This window comes from Polaribacter sp. 11A2H, assembly GCF_011379025.1.
Classification (GTDB): domain Bacteria; phylum Bacteroidota; class Bacteroidia; order Flavobacteriales; family Flavobacteriaceae; genus Polaribacter.
Map to the genome: position 1 here is coordinate 94,045 of NZ_WTLD01000013.1, position 19,867 is coordinate 113,911.

General features: G+C 29.3%; 17 protein-coding genes. 7 read left to right on the top strand and 10 right to left on the bottom strand.

Annotated elements, in window-relative coordinates; genetic code table 11:
* Positions 1–91 precede the first annotated feature (91 nt).
* From GQS58_RS14700 to GQS58_RS14720, 5 genes are all read right to left on the bottom strand, one after another.
* Positions 92–2,533 carry a M1 family metallopeptidase gene (locus GQS58_RS14700; RefSeq protein ID WP_166387233.1) on the bottom strand — a complete coding sequence of 814 codons (2,442 nt, stop codon included), beginning with the start codon at positions 2,531–2,533 and terminating at the stop codon, positions 92–94.
* A gap of 353 nt (positions 2,534–2,886) precedes the next feature.
* Positions 2,887–3,429, bottom strand: a complete 543-nt coding sequence (locus tag GQS58_RS14705) for a DUF4252 domain-containing protein (protein ID WP_166387235.1) — start codon at positions 3,427–3,429, stop codon at positions 2,887–2,889.
* Between the two features lie 112 nt (positions 3,430–3,541).
* A complete protein-coding gene (locus tag GQS58_RS14710) occupies positions 3,542–4,051 on the bottom strand; it encodes a DUF4252 domain-containing protein (RefSeq protein WP_166387237.1) in 510 nt (169 codons plus the stop codon).
* A 40-nt stretch (positions 4,052–4,091) separates the two neighbouring features.
* Positions 4,092–4,514, bottom strand: coding sequence for a hypothetical protein (locus tag GQS58_RS14715; protein WP_166387239.1), 423 nt, complete (start codon positions 4,512–4,514; stop codon positions 4,092–4,094).
* Positions 4,501–5,010, bottom strand: a complete 510-nt coding sequence (locus GQS58_RS14720) for an RNA polymerase sigma factor (protein ID WP_166387240.1) — start codon at positions 5,008–5,010, stop codon at positions 4,501–4,503. Before GQS58_RS14720 ends, GQS58_RS14715 begins: the two co-directional genes overlap by 14 nt.
* A gap of 157 nt (positions 5,011–5,167) precedes the next feature.
* Between GQS58_RS14720 and GQS58_RS14725 the strand changes: the two genes are divergently transcribed.
* Positions 5,168–6,643 (top strand): S41 family peptidase, encoded by a 1,476-nt coding sequence (locus GQS58_RS14725; RefSeq protein ID WP_166387242.1) that lies wholly within the window; start codon positions 5,168–5,170, stop codon positions 6,641–6,643.
* Positions 6,644–7,271: 628 nt separating this feature from the next.
* Here GQS58_RS14725 and GQS58_RS14730 read toward each other — a convergent pair.
* Together GQS58_RS14730 and GQS58_RS14735 are read right to left on the bottom strand one after the other, a co-directional pair.
* Positions 7,272–7,820 carry an REP-associated tyrosine transposase gene (locus GQS58_RS14730; protein WP_166387244.1) on the bottom strand — a complete coding sequence of 183 codons (549 nt, stop codon included), beginning with the start codon at positions 7,818–7,820 and terminating at the stop codon, positions 7,272–7,274.
* A gap of 221 nt (positions 7,821–8,041) precedes the next feature.
* Positions 8,042–9,010, bottom strand: coding sequence for a patatin family protein (locus GQS58_RS14735; protein WP_166387246.1), 969 nt, complete (start codon positions 9,008–9,010; stop codon positions 8,042–8,044).
* Positions 9,011–9,226: 216 nt separating this feature from the next.
* Between GQS58_RS14735 and GQS58_RS14740 the strand changes: the two genes are divergently transcribed.
* Together GQS58_RS14740 and GQS58_RS14745 are read left to right on the top strand one after the other, a co-directional pair.
* Positions 9,227–10,279, top strand: coding sequence for a WD40/YVTN/BNR-like repeat-containing protein (locus GQS58_RS14740; RefSeq protein WP_166387248.1), 1,053 nt, complete (start codon positions 9,227–9,229; stop codon positions 10,277–10,279).
* A 363-nt stretch (positions 10,280–10,642) separates the two neighbouring features.
* Positions 10,643–11,566 carry an outer membrane beta-barrel protein gene (locus GQS58_RS14745; RefSeq protein ID WP_166387250.1) on the top strand — a complete coding sequence of 308 codons (924 nt, stop codon included), beginning with the start codon at positions 10,643–10,645 and terminating at the stop codon, positions 11,564–11,566.
* 501 nt (positions 11,567–12,067) lie between these two features.
* Here the strand turns inward: GQS58_RS14745 and GQS58_RS14750 are convergent.
* Together GQS58_RS14750 and GQS58_RS14755 are read right to left on the bottom strand one after the other, a co-directional pair.
* Complete coding sequence (locus tag GQS58_RS14750) at positions 12,068–13,900, bottom strand: cation:proton antiporter (protein ID WP_166387252.1); 1,833 nt, start codon at positions 13,898–13,900, stop codon at positions 12,068–12,070.
* Positions 13,901–14,532: 632 nt separating this feature from the next.
* Complete coding sequence (locus GQS58_RS14755; RefSeq protein ID WP_166387254.1) at positions 14,533–15,156, bottom strand: MarC family protein; 624 nt, start codon at positions 15,154–15,156, stop codon at positions 14,533–14,535.
* 317 nt (positions 15,157–15,473) lie between these two features.
* On the opposite strand from GQS58_RS14755, the gene GQS58_RS14760 reads away from it, so the two are divergent.
* From GQS58_RS14760 to GQS58_RS14770, 3 genes are all read left to right on the top strand, one after another.
* Positions 15,474–16,088, top strand: a complete 615-nt coding sequence (locus GQS58_RS14760) for a DEAD/DEAH box helicase (RefSeq protein ID WP_166387256.1) — start codon at positions 15,474–15,476, stop codon at positions 16,086–16,088.
* A gap of 46 nt (positions 16,089–16,134) precedes the next feature.
* Entirely contained in the window at positions 16,135–16,773 is a 639-nt protein-coding gene (locus GQS58_RS14765) for a thiamine phosphate synthase (RefSeq protein WP_166387258.1), read from the top strand.
* 177 nt (positions 16,774–16,950) lie between these two features.
* On the top strand, positions 16,951–18,198 hold the full coding sequence (locus GQS58_RS14770; protein WP_166387260.1) for a mechanosensitive ion channel family protein: 1,248 nt from the start codon (positions 16,951–16,953) through the stop codon (positions 18,196–18,198).
* An 81-nt stretch (positions 18,199–18,279) separates the two neighbouring features.
* On the opposite strand, the gene GQS58_RS17310 is transcribed toward GQS58_RS14770, so the two are convergent.
* Positions 18,280–18,414 carry a hypothetical protein gene (locus tag GQS58_RS17310; protein ID WP_262887963.1) on the bottom strand — a complete coding sequence of 45 codons (135 nt, stop codon included), beginning with the start codon at positions 18,412–18,414 and terminating at the stop codon, positions 18,280–18,282.
* 212 nt (positions 18,415–18,626) lie between these two features.
* On the opposite strand from GQS58_RS17310, the gene GQS58_RS14775 reads away from it, so the two are divergent.
* Positions 18,627–19,805 (top strand): MFS transporter, encoded by a 1,179-nt coding sequence (locus GQS58_RS14775; RefSeq protein ID WP_166387262.1) that lies wholly within the window; start codon positions 18,627–18,629, stop codon positions 19,803–19,805.
* The last annotated feature ends 62 nt before the right edge of the window (positions 19,806–19,867 follow it).

Sequence of the window (19,867 nt, forward strand, 5' to 3'; positions counted from 1 at the left end):
TTTTATCTATGTGTAACACATAAATAAAACCTCTTTTTTGTCCGTATAAACAGAAGATATTCAATTACTCATCATTTCATTGAAAAAAAAATTATAGTAATTTTGCCATTGATTCTTTTATAATTTCTGTATTTCTAACTTTATTTGGCGTGTTTTTTGCTTTTTGATCATTAATCATGGTTTTCATTAAATTAATAACCACTTTATCAAAATTAAAAGACTTGTATTGATTTCCTTTTACCACCATATCATCTACTAAATTCTGAATTGCTTCAGAATTATTACTTTCAGAGATTTGCTTAAATGCTTTTTGATAAAGATTTTTTGTAGCATCATCACCCGATAAAAACATTCCAGAAACCACACTTTTAGCAATAAAAGGTAATTCATTTTTGTCGTTTTCTTCTATGTAAATGCGCGTTAAAGGCGTTGCTAATATCTTTTTAATTTCGTCTGGTAATTCTTTAGCTTTAGCAATTGCTGTTGGTTTATCTATATAATACATGCCAACCAAAGATTTTCCTATAACAGAATAAGATTTACTTTGTAAACCTTTTTCAAAAATAGACTTCAATGCTGGATCTGTTAATTTACCTAAAGTTTCAATTGCAGTTGCTTGCACCAATGTTTTTTCATCTGAATTGGCAATTTTCATTATTTTATTAATAGCATCTTTTTTAGAAGATTTATTAATTAAATCTATCTTTTGTAGAGCAAGTATTCTAATTTTATAAGAAGCATCACTCATTGCAGCTTCCACCGCATTAAATGCCTCTTTTTCTTCTTGTTTTTTAGCTACTTCTAATAAAGCTTCTCTTCTATGTTGATAATTTTCAGCATTTTTCAACTGAAAAATATAATCACTTAACACCTTATTTTCTGTAATTTCACATAATAAAACACCATCTGCATTTATTTGAATTAACGTTGGTTGTTTTGTATAAGAAAATGTAAAAGATGCGTCATTTCCGTCAACAAAAACGTTGTGTCTTATTTTTTTACCATTTTCAAAAATATCTATTGCTAAAGGAAATTTAAATTCATTTACATTTGTTTGTAAAAGATTTACAGTTACTTTTTTCTGAATCGTATTGTAATCGTAAGAAACATCTATTCTTGGGTGGCCAGCACCAAAATACCATTGGTTAAAAAACCAGTTTAAGTCTTTACCTGTTATTTTTTCAAAAACCAATCTTAACTGATGTACTTCTGCAGCTTGGTATTTATTTTCATTTAAATAGGTTTTTAATCCTAAGAAAAAAGCTTCATCACCTAGGTAATTACGTAACATGTGTAAAATAGCGCCACCTTTGTTATAGCTAACTAAATCGAACATATCTTCTTTGTCTACATAGTTAAAACGGACTAAATGTTTATCAATATCTTGTCCATTTAAATACGCCTGACTATCATCAAACAAATGCATATCTGCGTCTAGTTTTCCGTATTTATGTTCTCTCCATAAATACTCGCTATAATTTGCAAAAGATTCGTTTAAAGTTAAATTAGACCAGCTTTCTGAGGTTACTAAGTCTCCAAACCAATGATGAAAAAGCTCGTGTGCAATGGTGTTTTCTTGCACATTTTCGTCAATTAATTGCCCTGGAGTTTGGTATGCTTGTTCTCCATGAATTACAGCTGTTGTGTTTTCCATGGCACCAGAAACATAATCTCTTCCTACAATTTGGCTATATTTATTCCAAGGATATTCTACTCCTAAAATATCAGAAAAGAAACCAATCATTTCTGGAGTTAAGCCAAAAATATCTTTTGCATACGGAGCATATTCTTTTTCTACATAATAATCTACAGGAATATTTTTATACGAATCTTTAATAATTTCATACGCTCCTACTCCCATAAAAAATAAGTAAGGAGCATGCTTTTGATCCATTTTCCAATAATCGGTTCTGTTTGTTCCATTTTCTATTTGGCTTATTAACTTTCCGTTAGAAAGTGTAACAAACTTTTTAGGAACCGTAATATAAATTTCTTGTGTAGTTTTTTGATTCGGACTGTCTATCGTAGGAAACCAACAACTGCTTGCTTCAGTTTCTCCTTGCGTCCAGATTTGAGTTGGTTTGTTTTTGTCTGAACCATCTGCATTAATAAAATATAAACCTTTTGCATCCGTTATTGCCGCACTACCTTTTTGTTTTACTTTTTCAGGACGTGCTATGTATTTAATATAAAGCGTAAATTCTTCGTCTTTTTTATATTCTTTTGGTAAATCTATAACAATGCTAGCATCGTCATACTTATAGTCTAATTTCTGATTATCTAAAGAAACCTGTTCAATAATCATTGCTTTTGCATCTAACGTAATTTTATTAGTTGCATAAAAATGAGGTTTTGCGGTAACCCAAGCTTCACCATTTAACTGTTTCTTGCTAAAATTAAAATCTACTTTTAATTTGGTATGTACTAAACTGTGTATTTTATCTCTTTCTGGTTTGTAAGTAGTGTAAGTTTGCGAAAAACTGATTGAACTCACTAAAACTAAAACAATAAACAGCACTTTTTTAATCATCATAAAATATATTTTCGTAAAGTTTCAAAAGTAATAAATAATTAGAGCGTAATTCGTTAATTAGCAGTTAAAAATAGCATTCAATTTACAGTGTAGTTTACACTAATAAAAGCTTAACCACTAAGTCACAAAGAAAATCGTATAGTTCTCTAAAAATTAAAATCTATTGTGAACTCTGCTAAAAAAATTACGTTCTCTTTGGTTTATTTACTCACCGTTTTCGGATTCTGTTTACATTAAAAAAAAACTTCAATTCCTGAGTTTTTGTGACATAAAAAAAGTTGACAATCCTAGTATTCAGTGATAAACTACTTCTGAATACTAGAACTGCCAACTTTATATTGAATACTGTAAATCTATTTCCCTTTAAAAATAGCACTAAATTGTTCTAAATTAAGATTATCACCATCAAATTTAACGCTGTTCATCATCTCTATAATTTTAGCAGGGTTCATGTTATCACCTAATAAACGGGCAACTCCTACTCCAATTTCATTACCATAACCGAAAGCAATTACTTCGTCTATAGATTCTGTATCTCCAGTATAATAAAGACTTACATTCATTCCTTGTGCTTTTAGAGACATTAAAGATTTATAATCTTCATTATCTTTAAAAATACTTTTTAATTTTAATCTCTCCACTTCATACGCAGCTTCATTTCCTTTAATTGGCAAAGCAACTACGTTTACTTTTCGTATACTTTTTAAAGTTTCTTTAACTTCGTCTGATACAGCATCTGATTTTAATTGTAAAAAACTTGTAGGAATATCTACGGTGATAAAACCAGATTTCTCTTGACTTTCCACTAAATATCCTTGTAATGATTTTTCATTTTTACATGAAGTAATCATAAAAACAAGTAATAAAAGAGAAAGTATTTTGGTTGTATTTTTCATGATTTATTTTAAGTTTTTGTTAATGAGTAGTCTCTTTTTGAGTCCTGTTTTAAATTATCTTTATCCTTTTAGTACTGATAAATTTATCGACAGCACTCGAACAGACATTAATTTACTTGTTTTTAGAAAAAGTATCTGCTAATTCAGACATTTTATTAATATCTATGTTTCCTGTTAAAGAAACTACGATTGCTTCTGCTTGTCCACTTGTTTGTTTATCAACTCCTTTAATAAACATTAATACTTCACTAACAAAATCTTTGTTTTGTGTAGATTGCACGTAAATTTTTACATGAGAATTATCGTCTTTGATACGCATTAACTGTGTTAAATTCTGTTTTTTAATTGCAGCATTTGCCATCGCTTCCATTTTACTTGCAATGTTTGTATCTTTTGTAGAAAACATTTTAAACTCTTTTAACTCTTGAATCATTTGAAAGACTTTCATTCCTTCATTATCATCTACTTGTACGTTTTTAAATTTAGAGATTAACTCAAAAGCATCTTTGGTTACTACTACCATATCTACTCCGTTCATATCCTCTAAAGTATCAAAAAAGGACTGTGCGCTTGTTACCATTGGGGCAATTACTAACGCTATTAATATTGCTATTTTTTTCATAATTTCTGTGTTTACTTGGTTTACTATTGTTACTTGGTTTTTATTTTAATATTTTTTTTACGGTGTCTTCATAAGTATATAAGGTAGCTACCGCTTGCTCTCCTTTTTGAAGGTTAGATGATAAAAGCATTAACCCTTTACTTATTTGATCGAATTGTTTTTTAGCTTGATATCTTTCGTATTCATTTTTACCAATAAATACACTAAATAATAAGACTACAGATGCTGCAACAGACAACCATTTTAAGTTTCTATTTTTAGATTTCTTAGGTTCTAACTTAATGGTTTTTGTGTACGTTTCATCTTTGCTAGTAGCAAAATAGTTAAACATGTATTCGTATTCTTGCAAATGTGGTGCAACAGACCCTCCTGTAAAATAGTTTCTTAAGGTTGTTTCTTCTTGCAAAGACGTTTCTGCGTTTTCGTATTTTTCTACTAATTTTTCTATGTTAGCTAACTCCATAGTTGTGTTTTTTAATTAATTGTTCTCTTATTGTTTTTCTCGCTCTAGATAGCGCAACTCTTACTGCTGTTGGCTTCATGTCTACCATTTTGCAGATTTCATCAAAATCATATTGCTCAATATCTCTTAATTGAATAATAATTTTTTGTTGCTCTGGCAAGTTTTCTATCAATTGGTGTACTTGGTTTACACTATCTCTATGTTCTACTTGCTTATCTAAAGACGTATCTTTTTCTTTATAATTACTGTGTATTAATGTTAAATTACTTGCTTGTTTACTTTTTAAACGATCATAACAATAGTTTTTTGTCATGGTCATAGCAAACGCTTCAACATTTTTATATTCAGCAATCTTTTCTTTGCTTTTCCATAATTTAAAGATCAGCTCTTGTGTAGCATCTTCAGCTTCTTCTGTAGAAACTAAAAGTCTTTTTGCTAAACGGAATACTTTATCCTTAAAGGGTAAAACAACTTTTAAAAAGTCTGACTGGTTCATTTGGTTTGGTTGATTTTTCTTGTAAACTGATACTAATTTTATGTTGTTATTATCGGTTTACATAATTAAGACGATGCACAATATCTTTTGTTACAACATATTTTAAAAATAATACTATTTCTTTTTATATTGCGTTGTATCCTATAAACATAAATTCATGACGTTTAAATTATTCCCTAAAGTAATTGTCTTTTTTATAATTTCCCTACTCTTTATTAATTGTGATAAAAGTGAAGATGGCATTCCCACTGATTTAGAAGTTGAAAATTTTATTTTGGGAGGTTTAAATGCTTACTATTTATGGCAAAGTGATGTTCCTGATTTGGCAGATTTGCGTTTTAGCAATCAGAATCAATTAAATAGTTATTTAGAAGGCTTTTCATCACCAAAAAATTTATTTGATAATTTATTATACACAAAAGAAAATGGGTATGATGTAAATGAAAAAGGGTACGACCGTTTTTCTTGGATTGTGGATGATTATGTAGCTTTAGAAAACTCTTTTCAAGGAATCATTATAAGTAATGGAATGGAATTTGTTTTATATTCAGAAAAAGACAGCAATACCAATGGTTATGGTGTTGTAAGATACGTTGTACCAGGATCAGATGCAGATACTAAAGGGGTGTTAAGAGGTATGGTTTTTAAAGCTGTTAATGGTACACAAATTACAAACAAAAATCTTCAAAATTTACTATTTGGTGACAATATTAGTTACACTATTAATTTAGCCAATTTTAATGGAGGAAACCCGATATTAAACGGTAATTCTATTAATTTAACAAAATCTCAATTACAAGAAAATCCTATTGCAAAAGTTGAAGTTTTTACGGAAGGAACTAAAAAAATTGGTTATTTATTATACAATCAATTTGCAAGTTCTTATGATAGTGAATTAAATGCTGCTTTTGCTACTTTTAAAGCAAGCGGAGTTACAGATTTAATTATAGATTTACGTTACAATGGTGGTGGATCTGTACAAACAGCAACTTATTTGGGAAGTATGATTACGACAGAATCTAACACAACTGTCTTTTCTAAACAAATGTGGAATAAAAAAGTAATGGAAAATAATAATGCTAGTAATGTTATAGATTATTTTACAGATAACATTTCAAGTACAAAAGAACTAATAAATAGTTTAAATCTTCCTACTGTCTATTTTATTGTAACAGAAGATACTGCATCTGCTTCAGAATTAGTTATAAATGCTTTAAGTGCATATATTGATGTAAAATTAGTTGGAACTAAAACAGTTGGTAAACAAGTAGGTTCTATAACTCTATATGATTCTGATAATTTACAGAGAAACGGTGCTAATTTAAACACAAATCATACCTATGCTATGCAACCTATTGTGCTAGAAATAACTAATGCTAATGGAGAAAACAACCCTAATGGTTATACACCAGAAGTTGCGTTTGAGGAAGATTATGGTCAAATTTCTGGAACTATAAATTTAGGGATATTAGGAAACAGAACAGAGCCTTTATTAAATAGAACGATAAATTATATTAAATTAGGAACAATACCTTCTGCAAAAACACCTGTTTCTATTAAAAAAGAACCAATTACCAATTCTAAATTGCAAAGACCTTTTGCTAATGAAATGTATGTGGAATTTAAAAAGTAAATCTATAATAACTAAACCTTGCCTTTGTTGACTAGATTGTCTCCCTCGTGCCTATTTATATAACGTGTTATTTTATTAAAAAACTAATCATTACAAATATCTCATTTAAGCTTTTTGTAAATTGATCGTTGACTTTTTATTGTTGTGTCACGAGCGGGACGCTCGCGCTAGCATGTATACACGTTAGATGGTTAGTAACCATTATTTGTACAGATAGAAATTCAACGACTCCGCTGTCGCGAGCGTCTCCCTCGTGCCTATTTATATAATGTGTTATTTTATTAAAAAACTAATCATTACAAATATCTCATGTAAGCTTTTTGTAAATTGATTGTTGACTTTTTATTGTTGTGTTACGAGCGAGATGCTCGCGCTAGCATGTATACATGTTCGATGGTTAGTAACCATTATTTGTACAGATAGAAATTCAACGACTCCGCTGTCGCGAGCGTCTCGCTCGTGCCTATTTATATAACGTGTTATTTTATTAAAAAACTAATCATTACAAAAATCTCATATAAGCTTTTTGTAAATTTCAGATTGACTTTTTATTGTTGTGTTACGAGCGGGACGCTCGTGCTAGCGTGAATGTAAATTCAATCGTTATGTAACTTTATTTGTTAATAATCTAATTCATATCTATTTCTAAGATACTGGAATCGTTATTGCCATAATTTCTAGCACTACTATATTTCCAGTCTATAGCATCAGTTACAAAACCGGTTTCTATAGGGTTATTATGAATATATTTTAGTTTTTGCTCAAATACCTTCAAGGACCAAATTTCAATTGGCTGATTATGTTGTTGCCAAAACTGTCTATTAGTAATATTACTATTCTTTCTCCCAGCTCTCTCAAACATCCAAAGCATCCATTTTTTTCTGCTTTCTTGAGGATTTTCTTCAATAATTTTCAGCATTTTTTTTGAAGTAAACCCCTTAAAGTCTCTAATTAAACCTGAAGGATCATTTAAAGCAGAACGAAAAATTAAATGGATATGACTTGGCATAATACAATATCCATAAATTTCCATTCCTTTATTCTTTCTACAATAATCTAAAGATGCTATAATGCACCAAAAATAAGCGTCTCTTGTAAACACATCAATCCAATTTACAGTAGCAAAACTGATAAAATAAGCTCCTGATTTTTCTCCAAATTTATATTTTCTGCTCATTTATATAGTTTATTATTTTTATCTGCTGGCGCGAGCGTCCCGCTCGTGCCCACACAACTATTTTATTAAAAAAAAAATCATTGCAAATATCTCATATAAGCTTTTTGTAAATTGCTTGTTGTATTTTATTTGTTGTTTCACGAGCGAGACGCTCGCGCTAGCGAATAATCAATAAAATATCATAAACTTTATATCCGAAGGCATAAAAAAACCGAATGAATTTATAAGTCTAAGTCCTCTAAATCGTCTATCCCCTCTTCAATTTCTTGATCAGTTAAAACATCGGGTCTAAATTCACTCATTAATTCTTCTCTCTTAGACTTTGCATATTTATAACCAGATTTCCACCATTTACGCATTAAAGTTTGATCAAAAACTAAAGAATTAGTTGTTAAAACAGTTGGGGTGTAATATAAATTTAATTTAATTCCTTTATTTGTAGCCGCTAATTTACCAATGGTAATATTGTGTCTTTCTACGTGTGCCAACATAAAATCGAACACATCAAACAATAAAGAGAATGGGTTTGTAGCGGGTAATTTATTAAACTGAGTAACTTCTGTTTCTAAAATAATAGCATCAATTTCTGTGGCTCCTCTTAAAATAGCTTCTCTAATGGGTACTAAAGAACCAAAACCTCCATCTGCATACTGACAATTATTTTTTTCTAGCAAACTCATAAAAGGTACATAATTGCAAGAACCCCAAATCCAATCACAAAAATCGTCATAGGTGCAATCGTTTATAGATTTATATTCAATTTGATTGGCTGTTAAATTAGAAACTGTTACAACAACTTCTTTGTTGTTATTTCTAATTTCATGATATATTTCTTTAGTAATTTTTTTCTTAATTAAAGTTCGTAAGTTTTTACTTTCTCCAAAAGTTTTTCTTCCGTTTAAAAAGTTCCAAAAAGTATTTAAATGTCGAATACTAACTACTTTTTCTCCGGCTACTTTTTTAATTTTAAAAGGATTATTACTAAAAATAGTTTTCTGATTTACATTGGTGTAAAGATCTTTTAGTTCATCTAATTTGCCCAAAGCTAAGTGAGAAACCATTAAACTCCCCGTAGATGTGCCTATAAATATATCGTAATCTTTATGCTCTTTTTTCATTAAGTATTGCGCAACTCCGCCTGCAAATGCCCCTTTACTTCCTCCTCCTGAAATTACCAATGCTCTTTTCATTATCTAAAAACGATTTGTTATTTTTAAAAAAAAGTCTCACTATTTTTATAGTAAATACCTTTAAAATTGTCATTCCCACCTATCTTTTTCAATCAAGACGAACACCGGCAGAATCTAAAATAATATTTTTTAATTTAAATATATTCTTACCTCTCCAATAAATAAGCGAATAAGTTTTAAAAAAACAACTATTTTAGAGCTATAAAAGTATCAAAAATGAAGAGAATAATCATATTTATTTTTGGTTTCCTAGCTTTTGTGTCTTGTGCAGACATTTATCAACCTAGAGAAATCAAGACTATTACCGTAAAAGAATTTAAAATAGACAGTGTTAGCATACGTGCAATTCAGGTTATTAATAAAAATGAAGTTGTATATGCAGGCTCAAATGGAAATATTGGTTTCTTTTCTGATAATGAGAATTCTAAGTTAAAACCTATTGTTTTAGAAATTAAATATCAAGATTCTATTCGCCCAAATTTTAGAAGTATTGCTTCAAATAATAAAGGTATTTTTGCTTTAAGTATTGGTAATCCTGCTTTATTATATCAACTTTCAGATGGAAAAGCAACCTTAAAATACACAGAGAATCACGAGAAAGTTTTTTATGATGCTTTGCAGTTTTTTAATGATAACCAACATGGCATTGCGGTTGGAGATCCTACAGAAAATTGTGCGTCTATTCTTCTAACTTCAGATAGTGGAGATACTTGGCATAAAATTCCGTGTGCTAATTTACCTAAATTTGAAGATGGTGAAGCTTTTTTTGCTGCAAGTAACACCAATATTAAAACTATTGGAAGTACAGTTTGGATAGCATCTGGAGGAAAAAAAGCACGCATTTTAAAGTCGGATGATTTTGGAAATACTTGGCAAATTTATAACACGCCAATTGTGCAAGGAAATGGACCACAAGGTATTTATTCTATTGATTTTGTTGATAAAAATAATGGAATTATAATAGGTGGTGACTACTCTAAACCTTTAGAAAATAATGCAAATAAAGCCATAACTAATAACGGCGGACTCACTTGGACTTTAGTTTCCGATAGACAAAACCCTAACTACAAAAGCTGTGTGCGGTATGTGCCTAAAACCAAAGGAAAAGAAGTTTTTGCTGTTGGTGTAACAGGAATTTCATATTCTAATAATGGTGGTATTACCTGGACAGAGGTTAGTAAAGAACCGTATTATGCGATACAGTTTGTAGATAGAAAAACCGCTTGGTTATCTGGTAACAATAAATTAGGAAAACTAGTTTTAAAGTAGCCATTATTGGTACTAAAATTACAGAAACTTAACCTATAATTAGATAATTAGTAACCTCACATTCTTATGGTTTTAAATAAAACTAAAAAAGCAATTCTTTTTAGCGTATTTACTATCTATATGTCTAGCAGGTAGTTAGTAGTATTTATCAATATTTTCACTAAAAAAGTATCTTATTAAATTGAAAATATTTACCTTTAATTAGGTTTATCAACCTTATCAAAAAAAAAGTATATTTGCCATCGATTTTAATTTATGGCGCTTAAAATGATCTCTAATAGTTAGCAATCAAATCTTTTTATTTGAGATACGGTAAAACCTAAAATTTCTATCTTTTTATAAATAATTCAAAAATTAAATAGTATGAAACAATTAATTACAGCAGTCGCAGCAATTTTAGTGAGTACAGCTTCTTTAGCACAATTTCAAATATCGGCAAGTAGTGGTTACGCAATGGGTAGTGCTGGGATGCTTACAGGAACTACAACAACTACAACAGGTACAGAAAACAATTATGGTAGTTATGGTGAAGGTTCGAATTTTCAGTTAAGAGGAACTTATTTTTTAAATGAAAAATTTGGGCTTGAATTAGGTTTGGGATATTTACATGGTGCAGACCAAACAATTAATAAAACATCTATACCAGGTGTTGCAGAAGTAAACGCCATTGCAAGAGCACGTGCGTTTGGAGGATCTGTTTCTATGATTTATAATTTTTCATCTAACTTTTACGGACGTATTGGTGCTTTAATTAAAGTTGGTGGTAAAACAGAAGCTGTTGTTTATAACAAATCTTTCTATACAGATGCAAATCCATCGCCCCAAGGATTACCTAATGGTTCTTATTCTGAAACAAATTATATAGAAGACTTTCATGGGCAATTTCCTTTAGGTTTTGTGGGTGCATTAGGATATTCTTATGATTTAAATGAACATTTTGCTCTTTTTGTAGAAGCAGAATACTACGGAATTAGTTTAAAAAGAAAGGATTCTGAATTTAAAGAATTTAATACAGATGTTGCTTTAGCAGATGGTACAGTCGTTGCTAATTTCAATTTAGAAAGTGGCTTGCCAAAACCTACTGGTGCTGGTAATGATGTTTTTAACACAACCACTTATGTAGATGAATTATCTCATGCAGAAGCAATTGAGCAATTAGCAACAGCAAAAGCAGCATCACAAGCAGGAGAAGCTACTCATATCAAAAAATTATCTCAAAAAGTTCCTTATTCTTCTTTTGGGTTAAATTTTGGAGTTACTTATAAATTTAGTGGTTCTAGTAAATAATAGTATTATCACCTAAGTACAAGTGGTTGTCTAAAAGTATTGCATTTTGAAATACTGAATTTGCTTCAGTATTTCAACTTATCAAAATTTATAATTGATAAGAATCTGAAATAAATTCAGGTTAACGTAAAACTTCACTTTAGACAACCACTTTTTTTATCTTCTTCTTTTTATAAATTAGCATCTTCTTGCCTGCTTCTTTGTAATTTTTTCTTCTTTTTTATATTGATAAAAGGTATTTTCATCCGTTTTAAAGCCTTTTAAACTCACTTATTCTAAGTGTATATATTATCTTTATTAATCTATTTACTAAGATAGTTTCCTCTTTTTACTTGTATTTAGGCTAAAAAAAATCCTGCCGAAGCAGGATTAAATATTTTATCTAAAGCATATAACCGTATTGTAATTATTTTATAATTATAATGAATAAAAAAAGTAATAAAAATTAAAGTTAAAATATTGACTTACAGTTACTTAAAAGATATTAACTAAACAATAGGTTTATGATCCTATTTTATCTCTTTTAATATCTTCTTTAAGAGATGCTACTTGCTGTTTATATTCTTCACGCTTTTTAAATATATAATTATCGTCTCCTTTAGGTTCTGCTGCCAAACGTCTTATACTTTCTTCGTCGTACTTAATAAAGTTGGTAACTTGTTTTTTTAATGTTTCTTTTTGAAAACCAACTTTAGTTAAAACATCACAAGCTAACGTTAAGGAAGTCTCTAAAGTTTCTCGATATATATTTTCTATTCCTAAATTAACCAACTCGTAGGCATCATATCTATTTCTTGCTCTAACCATTAATTCTACATGCGGATATTTTTTCTTAACCTGTTTGCTTATTTCATGGGCAGCATCTGGATTGTCTACTGCACAAATTAAAATTTTAGCATCTGCAATACCGGCAGACTCTAATAATCCCATACGTGTTGCATCACCATAATACACTTCAAAACCTAATTTTCTAAGATAATCTACTCGATTAGAGTCGTGGTCTAAAATAGTGGTTTCTATATCATGAGATTTTAAAAAACGACCTATAGTACTTCCAAATTGTCCAAAACCAACCAATATAATTTTTTCAGATTTTGTGTGTTCGTCCATGGGTCTTTTTACAGACTCTTTTGTCCCTATTCTAGGAAGAATTAAACGCTCATTAATCATACTAGCAATAGGTGTAATAGCCATAGTTAAGGCGGTAACAACAAGCATAATGTCTAGATGTTCTTGGTCTAAAATACTAGATTGAAAAGCAAAGGACAACAATACAAAAGCAAACTCCCCTACTTGCGATAAATTAAAAGTCAACAATAAATTCTGATCTATTTTTAATTTAAAAATAAGGCCTACTATAAATAAAACAATGGCTTTTATAAAAATAACAGCAACTAAAATACCTCCAATAGTAAAAGGACTATTAGCAATTACAATAAAGTTAATAGAAGCACCAACAGCAATAAAAAACAACCCTAACATAAGATTTTTAAAGGGTTCTAAAGTGCTTTCTAGCTCATGCTTAAACTCACTATTAGATAAGACTACACCTCCTAAAAAGGCTCCTAACGCTGGACTTAACCCAACATACTCCATAACAAATGAAATACCAAAAACAATTAAAAAAGCAGCTGCAATTAAGAGCTCTCTAACTCCAGATTTTACAACTTTACGTAACATAGGTACAATTAAATAACGACCAGCTACAATAATAAAAACTACAGATGCAATAATGGCTAAGGCTTGCAGTTCCATTGGCAAACCATCTAATAAATTTACGTGCCCACCATGATTATTGTTAACTGTTTTTAGATTAGAACTAGCCATTAACGGTATAGAACCAATCATAAAAATAACAACGATATCTTGAAACAATAAAATTGAAAAAGCAGAGGCGCCAGAAGTGGTATTCATCAATCCTTTTTCTTTTATAGTCTGTAGTACAATTGCAGTAGAAGAAAGTGCTACAGCCATAGATAATACCAAGGCAACTTTAGATTCGTAATCAAAATATATAAAGAGATAATAAGATAATAACATGGTTACAGAAACTTGTATACCTCCCATTCCTAAAATGGTTTTTCGCATGTTCCAAAAATTCTTAGGCTCAATCTCTAGACCTATTAAAAACAACATTATTACAACCCCAAACTCAGAAATATGCATAATATCTTGTCCTTCTTCTCCAATAACTCCTAGCATATAAGGCCCAATTACAACACCTGCTATTAAATAGCCCAATACAGAACTTAAACCTAATCGTTTGGCAATAGACACGCAAATAATTGCTCCTGCTAACAATATAATTGCAATAAAAAGTAGACTTCCTGTCATATTTTAACTTTATTTATTTTGTTACTTTTTATAATTACAAATGCAAAAGTTGTAATTCTTTATATTAAGTTCAAAGATATCACGATTATTAAATTAATTACTTATTTTTTTAAGAAATTGAATGTTAAAAATTAGATTAAATTAAAAGTGCTTTTTTTATAATATTAGAAAAAAAAAGCAATATATATTCTAAATAATCATGAATATACAAGCATAAATAACTTCTTTAAATTGAAAATAAAAAAGCAGTTTTAAGTGTTGACAATAATGCCGTAAATACGTTTCTTATTTCTTTTGATGATAAACTACATTTACAACTAAGTACATCAACTAATATAACATTTGCTACAGTAATATTATAAATAAGTTAGGTGCTGTTGTTTCGTAAAAAATAGATGTATCAAACAAAAAAGCAACCTTAAATAACATGGTTAAGATTGCAATTAGTAATTTATGTATTACCTATAACTGAGTTACATAGTACCCAGAAGATTGTGAAAAAACAAATTTCCTTTTATAAAATTAAGAAATGCTCTAAAAAGAATTAAACGCTGTATTACTAAACCTATTAAAGTATATGAACTTACGGAAATTAAGTTTCCTTCAAATATTGAATGATGATATGTCTAGAATTATAAAGACATTAATTGAAAAGAAATTTTAATACCTGTAATCACCATACCTGTACCAATAATGGCAATTATTAAACCCATTATTTTACCAATAACAGAAATTACGTTATTACCCACTACTTTTACTATTAAATCACTTAATCTAAAAGTATAAAAAGTAATTAAACTCATAGTTCCGAATATAGCAATAACTAAAATGATATGTATGGTTTCTACATTCGCCACAAAATTCATAGCAGTTACAATGGTTCCTGGGCCTGCCAAAATAGGAATTGCCAATGGAGACACCGCAATATCTTCATCAACATCTACATTTTTTATATTTTTTACATCAGATTTTTTAGATTGTAGCATTTCAAATCCAATATAAAAAATTAAAATACCACCTGTAATTTTAAATGCAGGAATACTTATATTAAACAACTCAAAAATATATTTACCTAAAAGAACAAAAACAGTTACAATTACAAAAGCAATAATATTACTACGCTTATTAATGTCTCTTTTTGTCTTTTTATCTAATCCTCGTGTTAAAGACACAAAAACCGTCATGTTAGAGATGGGGTTGGTTATAGCAAAAAAGCCTGTAAAGACAGTTATTGCAAAGGTTATTAGATTATCCATTTAGTATGAGGTTTGAACTGCAAAAAAATCAAATAACTTTTGTATTACCTAAGTAATTTTGTCTTTTTTTTCTGATTTTATAATTAGTAGGAAGATACAATTTAAACTTCTCCTTAAAAAAAAGAAATAGATTAATTATAAAAACCATATTATAGATGCTTTTAAAACTTAAAATAATAAAGTATTACCACGAATATGTTAAAAAGACCTTTTATACTAGAACTACTAAAAAACACCTTGTACATAAAAATATGTACGTCAATTAAGTTGTATATTTGCCCTTATTTTTTACATTAAACATTTACCTTTTTTTAGATATGCCTTTTAAAAAATTACATGCAGATATAAAAGAGATTTTAGAATCTCTAGAAATAACAACTCCTACTCTATTACAAAGTAAAAGTATACCTGTTATTAAAAGTGGTGCAAACGTATTTTGTACAGCTCCAACAGGTGCCGGAAAAACAACTACTTTAGTACTTACTACCTTACACAAATTAAAATGTGAAGAAGTTGGTACAGCACCAAGAGCATTGGTTTTAGTAGAAAACTCAGAAAAAGCCCTTGCATTACATGATGAATTTATAAAACTTAGTAAATATGATGCTTTGCGTATTTATGCTTGTGATGATAGAGAACACATAGAATTGTTAAAATCAGAAATATTTGAAGGTGTAGACGTACTTATTGCTACGCCTAAAACTATGAATAAATTGCTTTTATTAGAAGGAATAAACACAACGCAATTAAAGATTTTTAACATTGATGATGCTGAATTTTTAATTGAAAAAACGGCGTATGCAGCATTAATGGCAATTACACAAAGTATTCATAAATGTCAATATGTATTATATTCAGATAAAATGCACCCAATTTTAAAACGATTTGAGTCTTATTTTATGCAATACGCAAAAACAATATCTCTTAAATAAGATACGCTTTTAAAGCTTTAACTCTCCTCTAAAAAACGAACTCATAATGATACCTAAACTACATTATATATCTCAAGGTAATTCTCCAAAAGAACATCTAGAAAATATTCAGAAAGCGTGTTCGGCTGGAGCAGAATTAGTGCAATTACATATAAATGCTATTTCTGAAAAAAAATATCTAAAATTAGCATTAGAAGCTAGAGAAATTACGTCTCACTTTCAAACAAGATTAATTTTAAGCAATCACTATAAAATTGCAAAAGAAGTAAAAGCAGATGGCGTTCATTTAGAAAATAAAGATTTCTGTGCAACAACAGCATTAGAACATTTATATACTTGGCAAATTGTTGGCGGAACTGCAAACACCTTAAAAGATTGTAAAGCCTTAATTAGCAAAAAGGTAGATTATATTACTTTAAGTCCGTTTAGAGATACCAAAAACCAAGATAACTTACCTACCGCTTTAGGATTAAATGGGTTTTCTTTAATTGTTGAAGCTTTAAAAACTGAAACGCCTATTATTGGAGCTGGAGAAATAACGACAGAAGATGTTACGGCTATTTTAGAAACAGGTGTTTCTGGAATTGCTGTTTCCGATGAAATTTCAAGCAATTTTGATACTATCAAAAAATTCAACCAATTATTAAGTGCATCTTCCACAGAAGAGCAGCGACATACTTTTTAGTCAAAATTAGTTGCTTTAGAGCGTTTACTCTAAGTAAAATATCCTTTTTCGATTCAACTTTAAAATCAAAATAAATTGATATTATAAAGCTAACTTATTAATAGGTTTAGTTTTAAAAACATTTACACATACTACATCTATTTTTAAACAAATAGACAGGCTTAAAACTCTTCATTTATGAAATTTGCACATTTATTATACAATTACTTAATAACTACTGGAATCTCAGAAACGTACGCTGCATATATAAATATGTTTGCTTTGCTAATAGTAGTATTGATTATTACGTTTTTAATCGATTATATTATTAGAAAAATAATAGTACAATTATTTACTCAGTTTGCTTTAAGAAGTAAAACTAATTTTGATGATTTATTAGTTAAAAATAAAGTACCACGGAACGTAGCGCATATTATTCCGTTAATTTTTGCTTTAGAATGTGTGCCTGCTGTATTTTTAGATTTTCCATATATAGAAAATATAATTCAGAAAAGTTTAGAGGTATTTACCATTGTTTTAATACTTTGGATTGTAAGAAGTTTATTAAATTCTCTTAAAGATTATTTTAAAACCTTACCCAATTTAAAAGACAAACCAATAGATAGTTACACGCAAGTATTTATGATTTTTGCTTGGGTATTCGGAATTTTATCTGCTTTTGCTATTATTACAGGTATTGAGTTTATTAAATTTATTACCACCATTGGTGCTGCTTCTGCAGTTATAATCTTAGTATTTAAAGATACTATTTTAGGGTTTGTTGCCAGTATTCAGGTTTCTATCAATGATATGGTAAGAATTGGAGATTGGATTACTTTTGAAAAATATGGTGCAGACGGAGATGTTATTGAAATTAATTTATCAACCGTAAAAGTCCAAAATTTTGATAAAACCATTACCACAATTCCTACTTATGCCTTAATTTCAGATTCTTTTAAAAACTGGCGCGGAATGACTAATTCTGATGGTAGACGTATAAAAAGGTCTTTAAATATTAACTTAGAAAGCATTCATTATCTATCTACACAAGAAGTTAATGATTTAAAGAAAATTCAATCCATTACTACTTATTTAGAAAACCGTCAAGCAGATATTGACGCCTATAATGAGACCAATAATATCAATAAAGAATTACTGCTAAACGGTAGAAACCTTACCAATATTGGTGTTTTTAGAAAATATATTGAAACATATATAGAAAATCATTCTGGTACGAATAAAGAAATGATGATTATGGTGCGTCAAATGGCACCAGGAACGCAAGGAATCCCTATTGAAATTTATGCTTTTAGTAGTGATAAACGCTGGAAAAACTATGAATACATAATGTCGGATATTTTTGACCATGTAATAGCTGCAGTCCCTTATTTTAATTTACAAATCTTTGAATTGCCTAGTAGTTCTAATTTTTCTAACTTAAAATAATAATCTAAAAGAATATAAATAGGCGGATAATTTTACAACTACCCTCCTATTTTTCAATAGATATTACCCAATGTATTTATGTTAGCTTACATTTATAATACCAACTACTTCATAAAATCTTGTTCCGTTTACTTGTACTTTATTGTATAAAACAGTTGCATATTCATAATAGTTTTGCCAGTAGTAAGTAATTATTTTATGAGCTAAACACTTCAAATATAAAACTATTTGCTTTCTAAGTTAAATGTAAAAGACTGTTTGGGGTGTTAAACATCCAATCTAATAATTTTTTAGATATATAAAAAAAAGCAATATAAAATGTAGTTACTATGAATAAATTTGGTGTTATAATATCTAAATTTGATCCCGCCTTTTTAGGCTATTCTATTAAATAATGACTAAAAAAAAATCATTTAATTTTTATAAAAATGAGTAAAAATTTATCCAATTCCGTACTCTATTTAATGAGTATATCTGCAGGACTTGTTGTGGCAAACCTCTATTACAACCAACCACTGCTGCACCAAATGGTTTTAGAATTTGGAGTTAGTGAATCTGCTATAAGTAAAGTCCCTTTAGCTACACAACTGGGGTATGCTTTTGGATTGTTGTTTATTGTTCCTTTAGGAGATAAGGTTTCTAACAAAAAAATATTACAGTTCGATTTTGCTTTAATGATATTATCACTTATTGCTGCATCCTTATCTAGTACTTTATACCTTTTAATAATCAGTAGTTTTTTTATTGGCTTTTCATCAGCAATACCTCAACTATTTGTGCCTATGGTTGCACAATTATCAGACGATAAAGGTCGTGGTCGTGCCATCGGTATTGTAATGAGCGGATTGCTAATTGGTATTTTAGGAAGCCGTGTAATAAGTGGTGTTATTGGCAAATGGTTTGGATGGAGATTTATGTTTTCTGCTGCAACCGTACTTATGGTGTTGCTTTTTATTTTACTTCAATATAAATTACCAAAAATTAAACCAAATTATAAAGGAAGTTATGGAAGCTTATTAAAATCTATAGGGCATTATTTTAAAACAGAACCCTCGTTACGATTGGCTGCTTTACGTGGCGGACTTGGTTTTGCCGGATTAAGTGTTTTTTGGACCACCTTTGTTTTTTTAATGGAAGATCATTTTAATTACGATAGTGATATTGCTGGTGCTTTTGGTGTCTTTGGTATTGTTGGAGCACTTGGAGCAACCGTTGTAGGAAAGATGAATGATAAATATACCAGAAAGAGTATGATTATCTTCTCTACCGTATTATTAATGGTTTCTTGGGTTATTTTCTTCTTTTCTGGATATTCACTAATAGGTTTAGCTTTGGGAGTAATTATTGTAGATTTAGGGATGCAAGTATTACATATTACCAACCAAGTTACTATTTTTTCTAAGAATCCAGAAGCAAGAAACCGAGTGAATACAGTGTATATGGTTGGCTTTTTTATTGGTGGTGCTTTTGGTACTTTTTTAGGAGCTTATGCTTGGCAAAACTTTGGTTGGCAAGGTGTTGCTATTTTAGGACTTTTAATATCTGTTAGTATTTTAGTCGTTCAATTTATTTATGAACCTAAAACTTCAATCATAAAAGAAGTCTAACTGTTTACATAAATTAGTTTTTTCAAAAACACTAAAATAGCTGTTCTATTTTAATTGTTAAA

Excerpts from the sequence above, each read along its gene's own strand:
- GQS58_RS14700 (WP_166387233.1), bottom strand. The coding sequence starts at position 2,533 with ATGATGATTAAAAAAGTGCTGTTTATTGTTTTAGTTTTAGTGAGTTCA.
- GQS58_RS14705 (WP_166387235.1), bottom strand. The coding sequence starts at position 3,429 with ATGAAAAATACAACCAAAATACTTTCTCTTTTATTACTTGTTTTTATG.
- GQS58_RS14710 (WP_166387237.1), bottom strand. The coding sequence starts at position 4,051 with ATGAAAAAAATAGCAATATTAATAGCGTTAGTAATTGCCCCAATGGTA.
- GQS58_RS14715 (WP_166387239.1), bottom strand. The coding sequence starts at position 4,514 with ATGGAGTTAGCTAACATAGAAAAATTAGTAGAAAAATACGAAAACGCA.
- GQS58_RS14720 (WP_166387240.1), bottom strand. The coding sequence starts at position 5,010 with ATGAACCAGTCAGACTTTTTAAAAGTTGTTTTACCCTTTAAGGATAAA.
- GQS58_RS14725 (WP_166387242.1), top strand. The coding sequence starts at position 5,168 with ATGACGTTTAAATTATTCCCTAAAGTAATTGTCTTTTTTATAATTTCC.
- GQS58_RS14730 (WP_166387244.1), bottom strand. The coding sequence starts at position 7,820 with ATGAGCAGAAAATATAAATTTGGAGAAAAATCAGGAGCTTATTTTATC.
- GQS58_RS14735 (WP_166387246.1), bottom strand. The coding sequence starts at position 9,010 with ATGAAAAGAGCATTGGTAATTTCAGGAGGAGGAAGTAAAGGGGCATTT.
- GQS58_RS14740 (WP_166387248.1), top strand. The coding sequence starts at position 9,227 with ATGAAGAGAATAATCATATTTATTTTTGGTTTCCTAGCTTTTGTGTCT.
- GQS58_RS14745 (WP_166387250.1), top strand. The coding sequence starts at position 10,643 with ATGAAACAATTAATTACAGCAGTCGCAGCAATTTTAGTGAGTACAGCT.
- GQS58_RS14750 (WP_166387252.1), bottom strand. The coding sequence starts at position 13,900 with ATGACAGGAAGTCTACTTTTTATTGCAATTATATTGTTAGCAGGAGCA.
- GQS58_RS14755 (WP_166387254.1), bottom strand. The coding sequence starts at position 15,156 with ATGGATAATCTAATAACCTTTGCAATAACTGTCTTTACAGGCTTTTTT.
- GQS58_RS14760 (WP_166387256.1), top strand. The coding sequence starts at position 15,474 with ATGCCTTTTAAAAAATTACATGCAGATATAAAAGAGATTTTAGAATCT.
- GQS58_RS14765 (WP_166387258.1), top strand. The coding sequence starts at position 16,135 with ATGATACCTAAACTACATTATATATCTCAAGGTAATTCTCCAAAAGAA.
- GQS58_RS14770 (WP_166387260.1), top strand. The coding sequence starts at position 16,951 with ATGAAATTTGCACATTTATTATACAATTACTTAATAACTACTGGAATC.
- GQS58_RS14775 (WP_166387262.1), top strand. The coding sequence starts at position 18,627 with ATGAGTAAAAATTTATCCAATTCCGTACTCTATTTAATGAGTATATCT.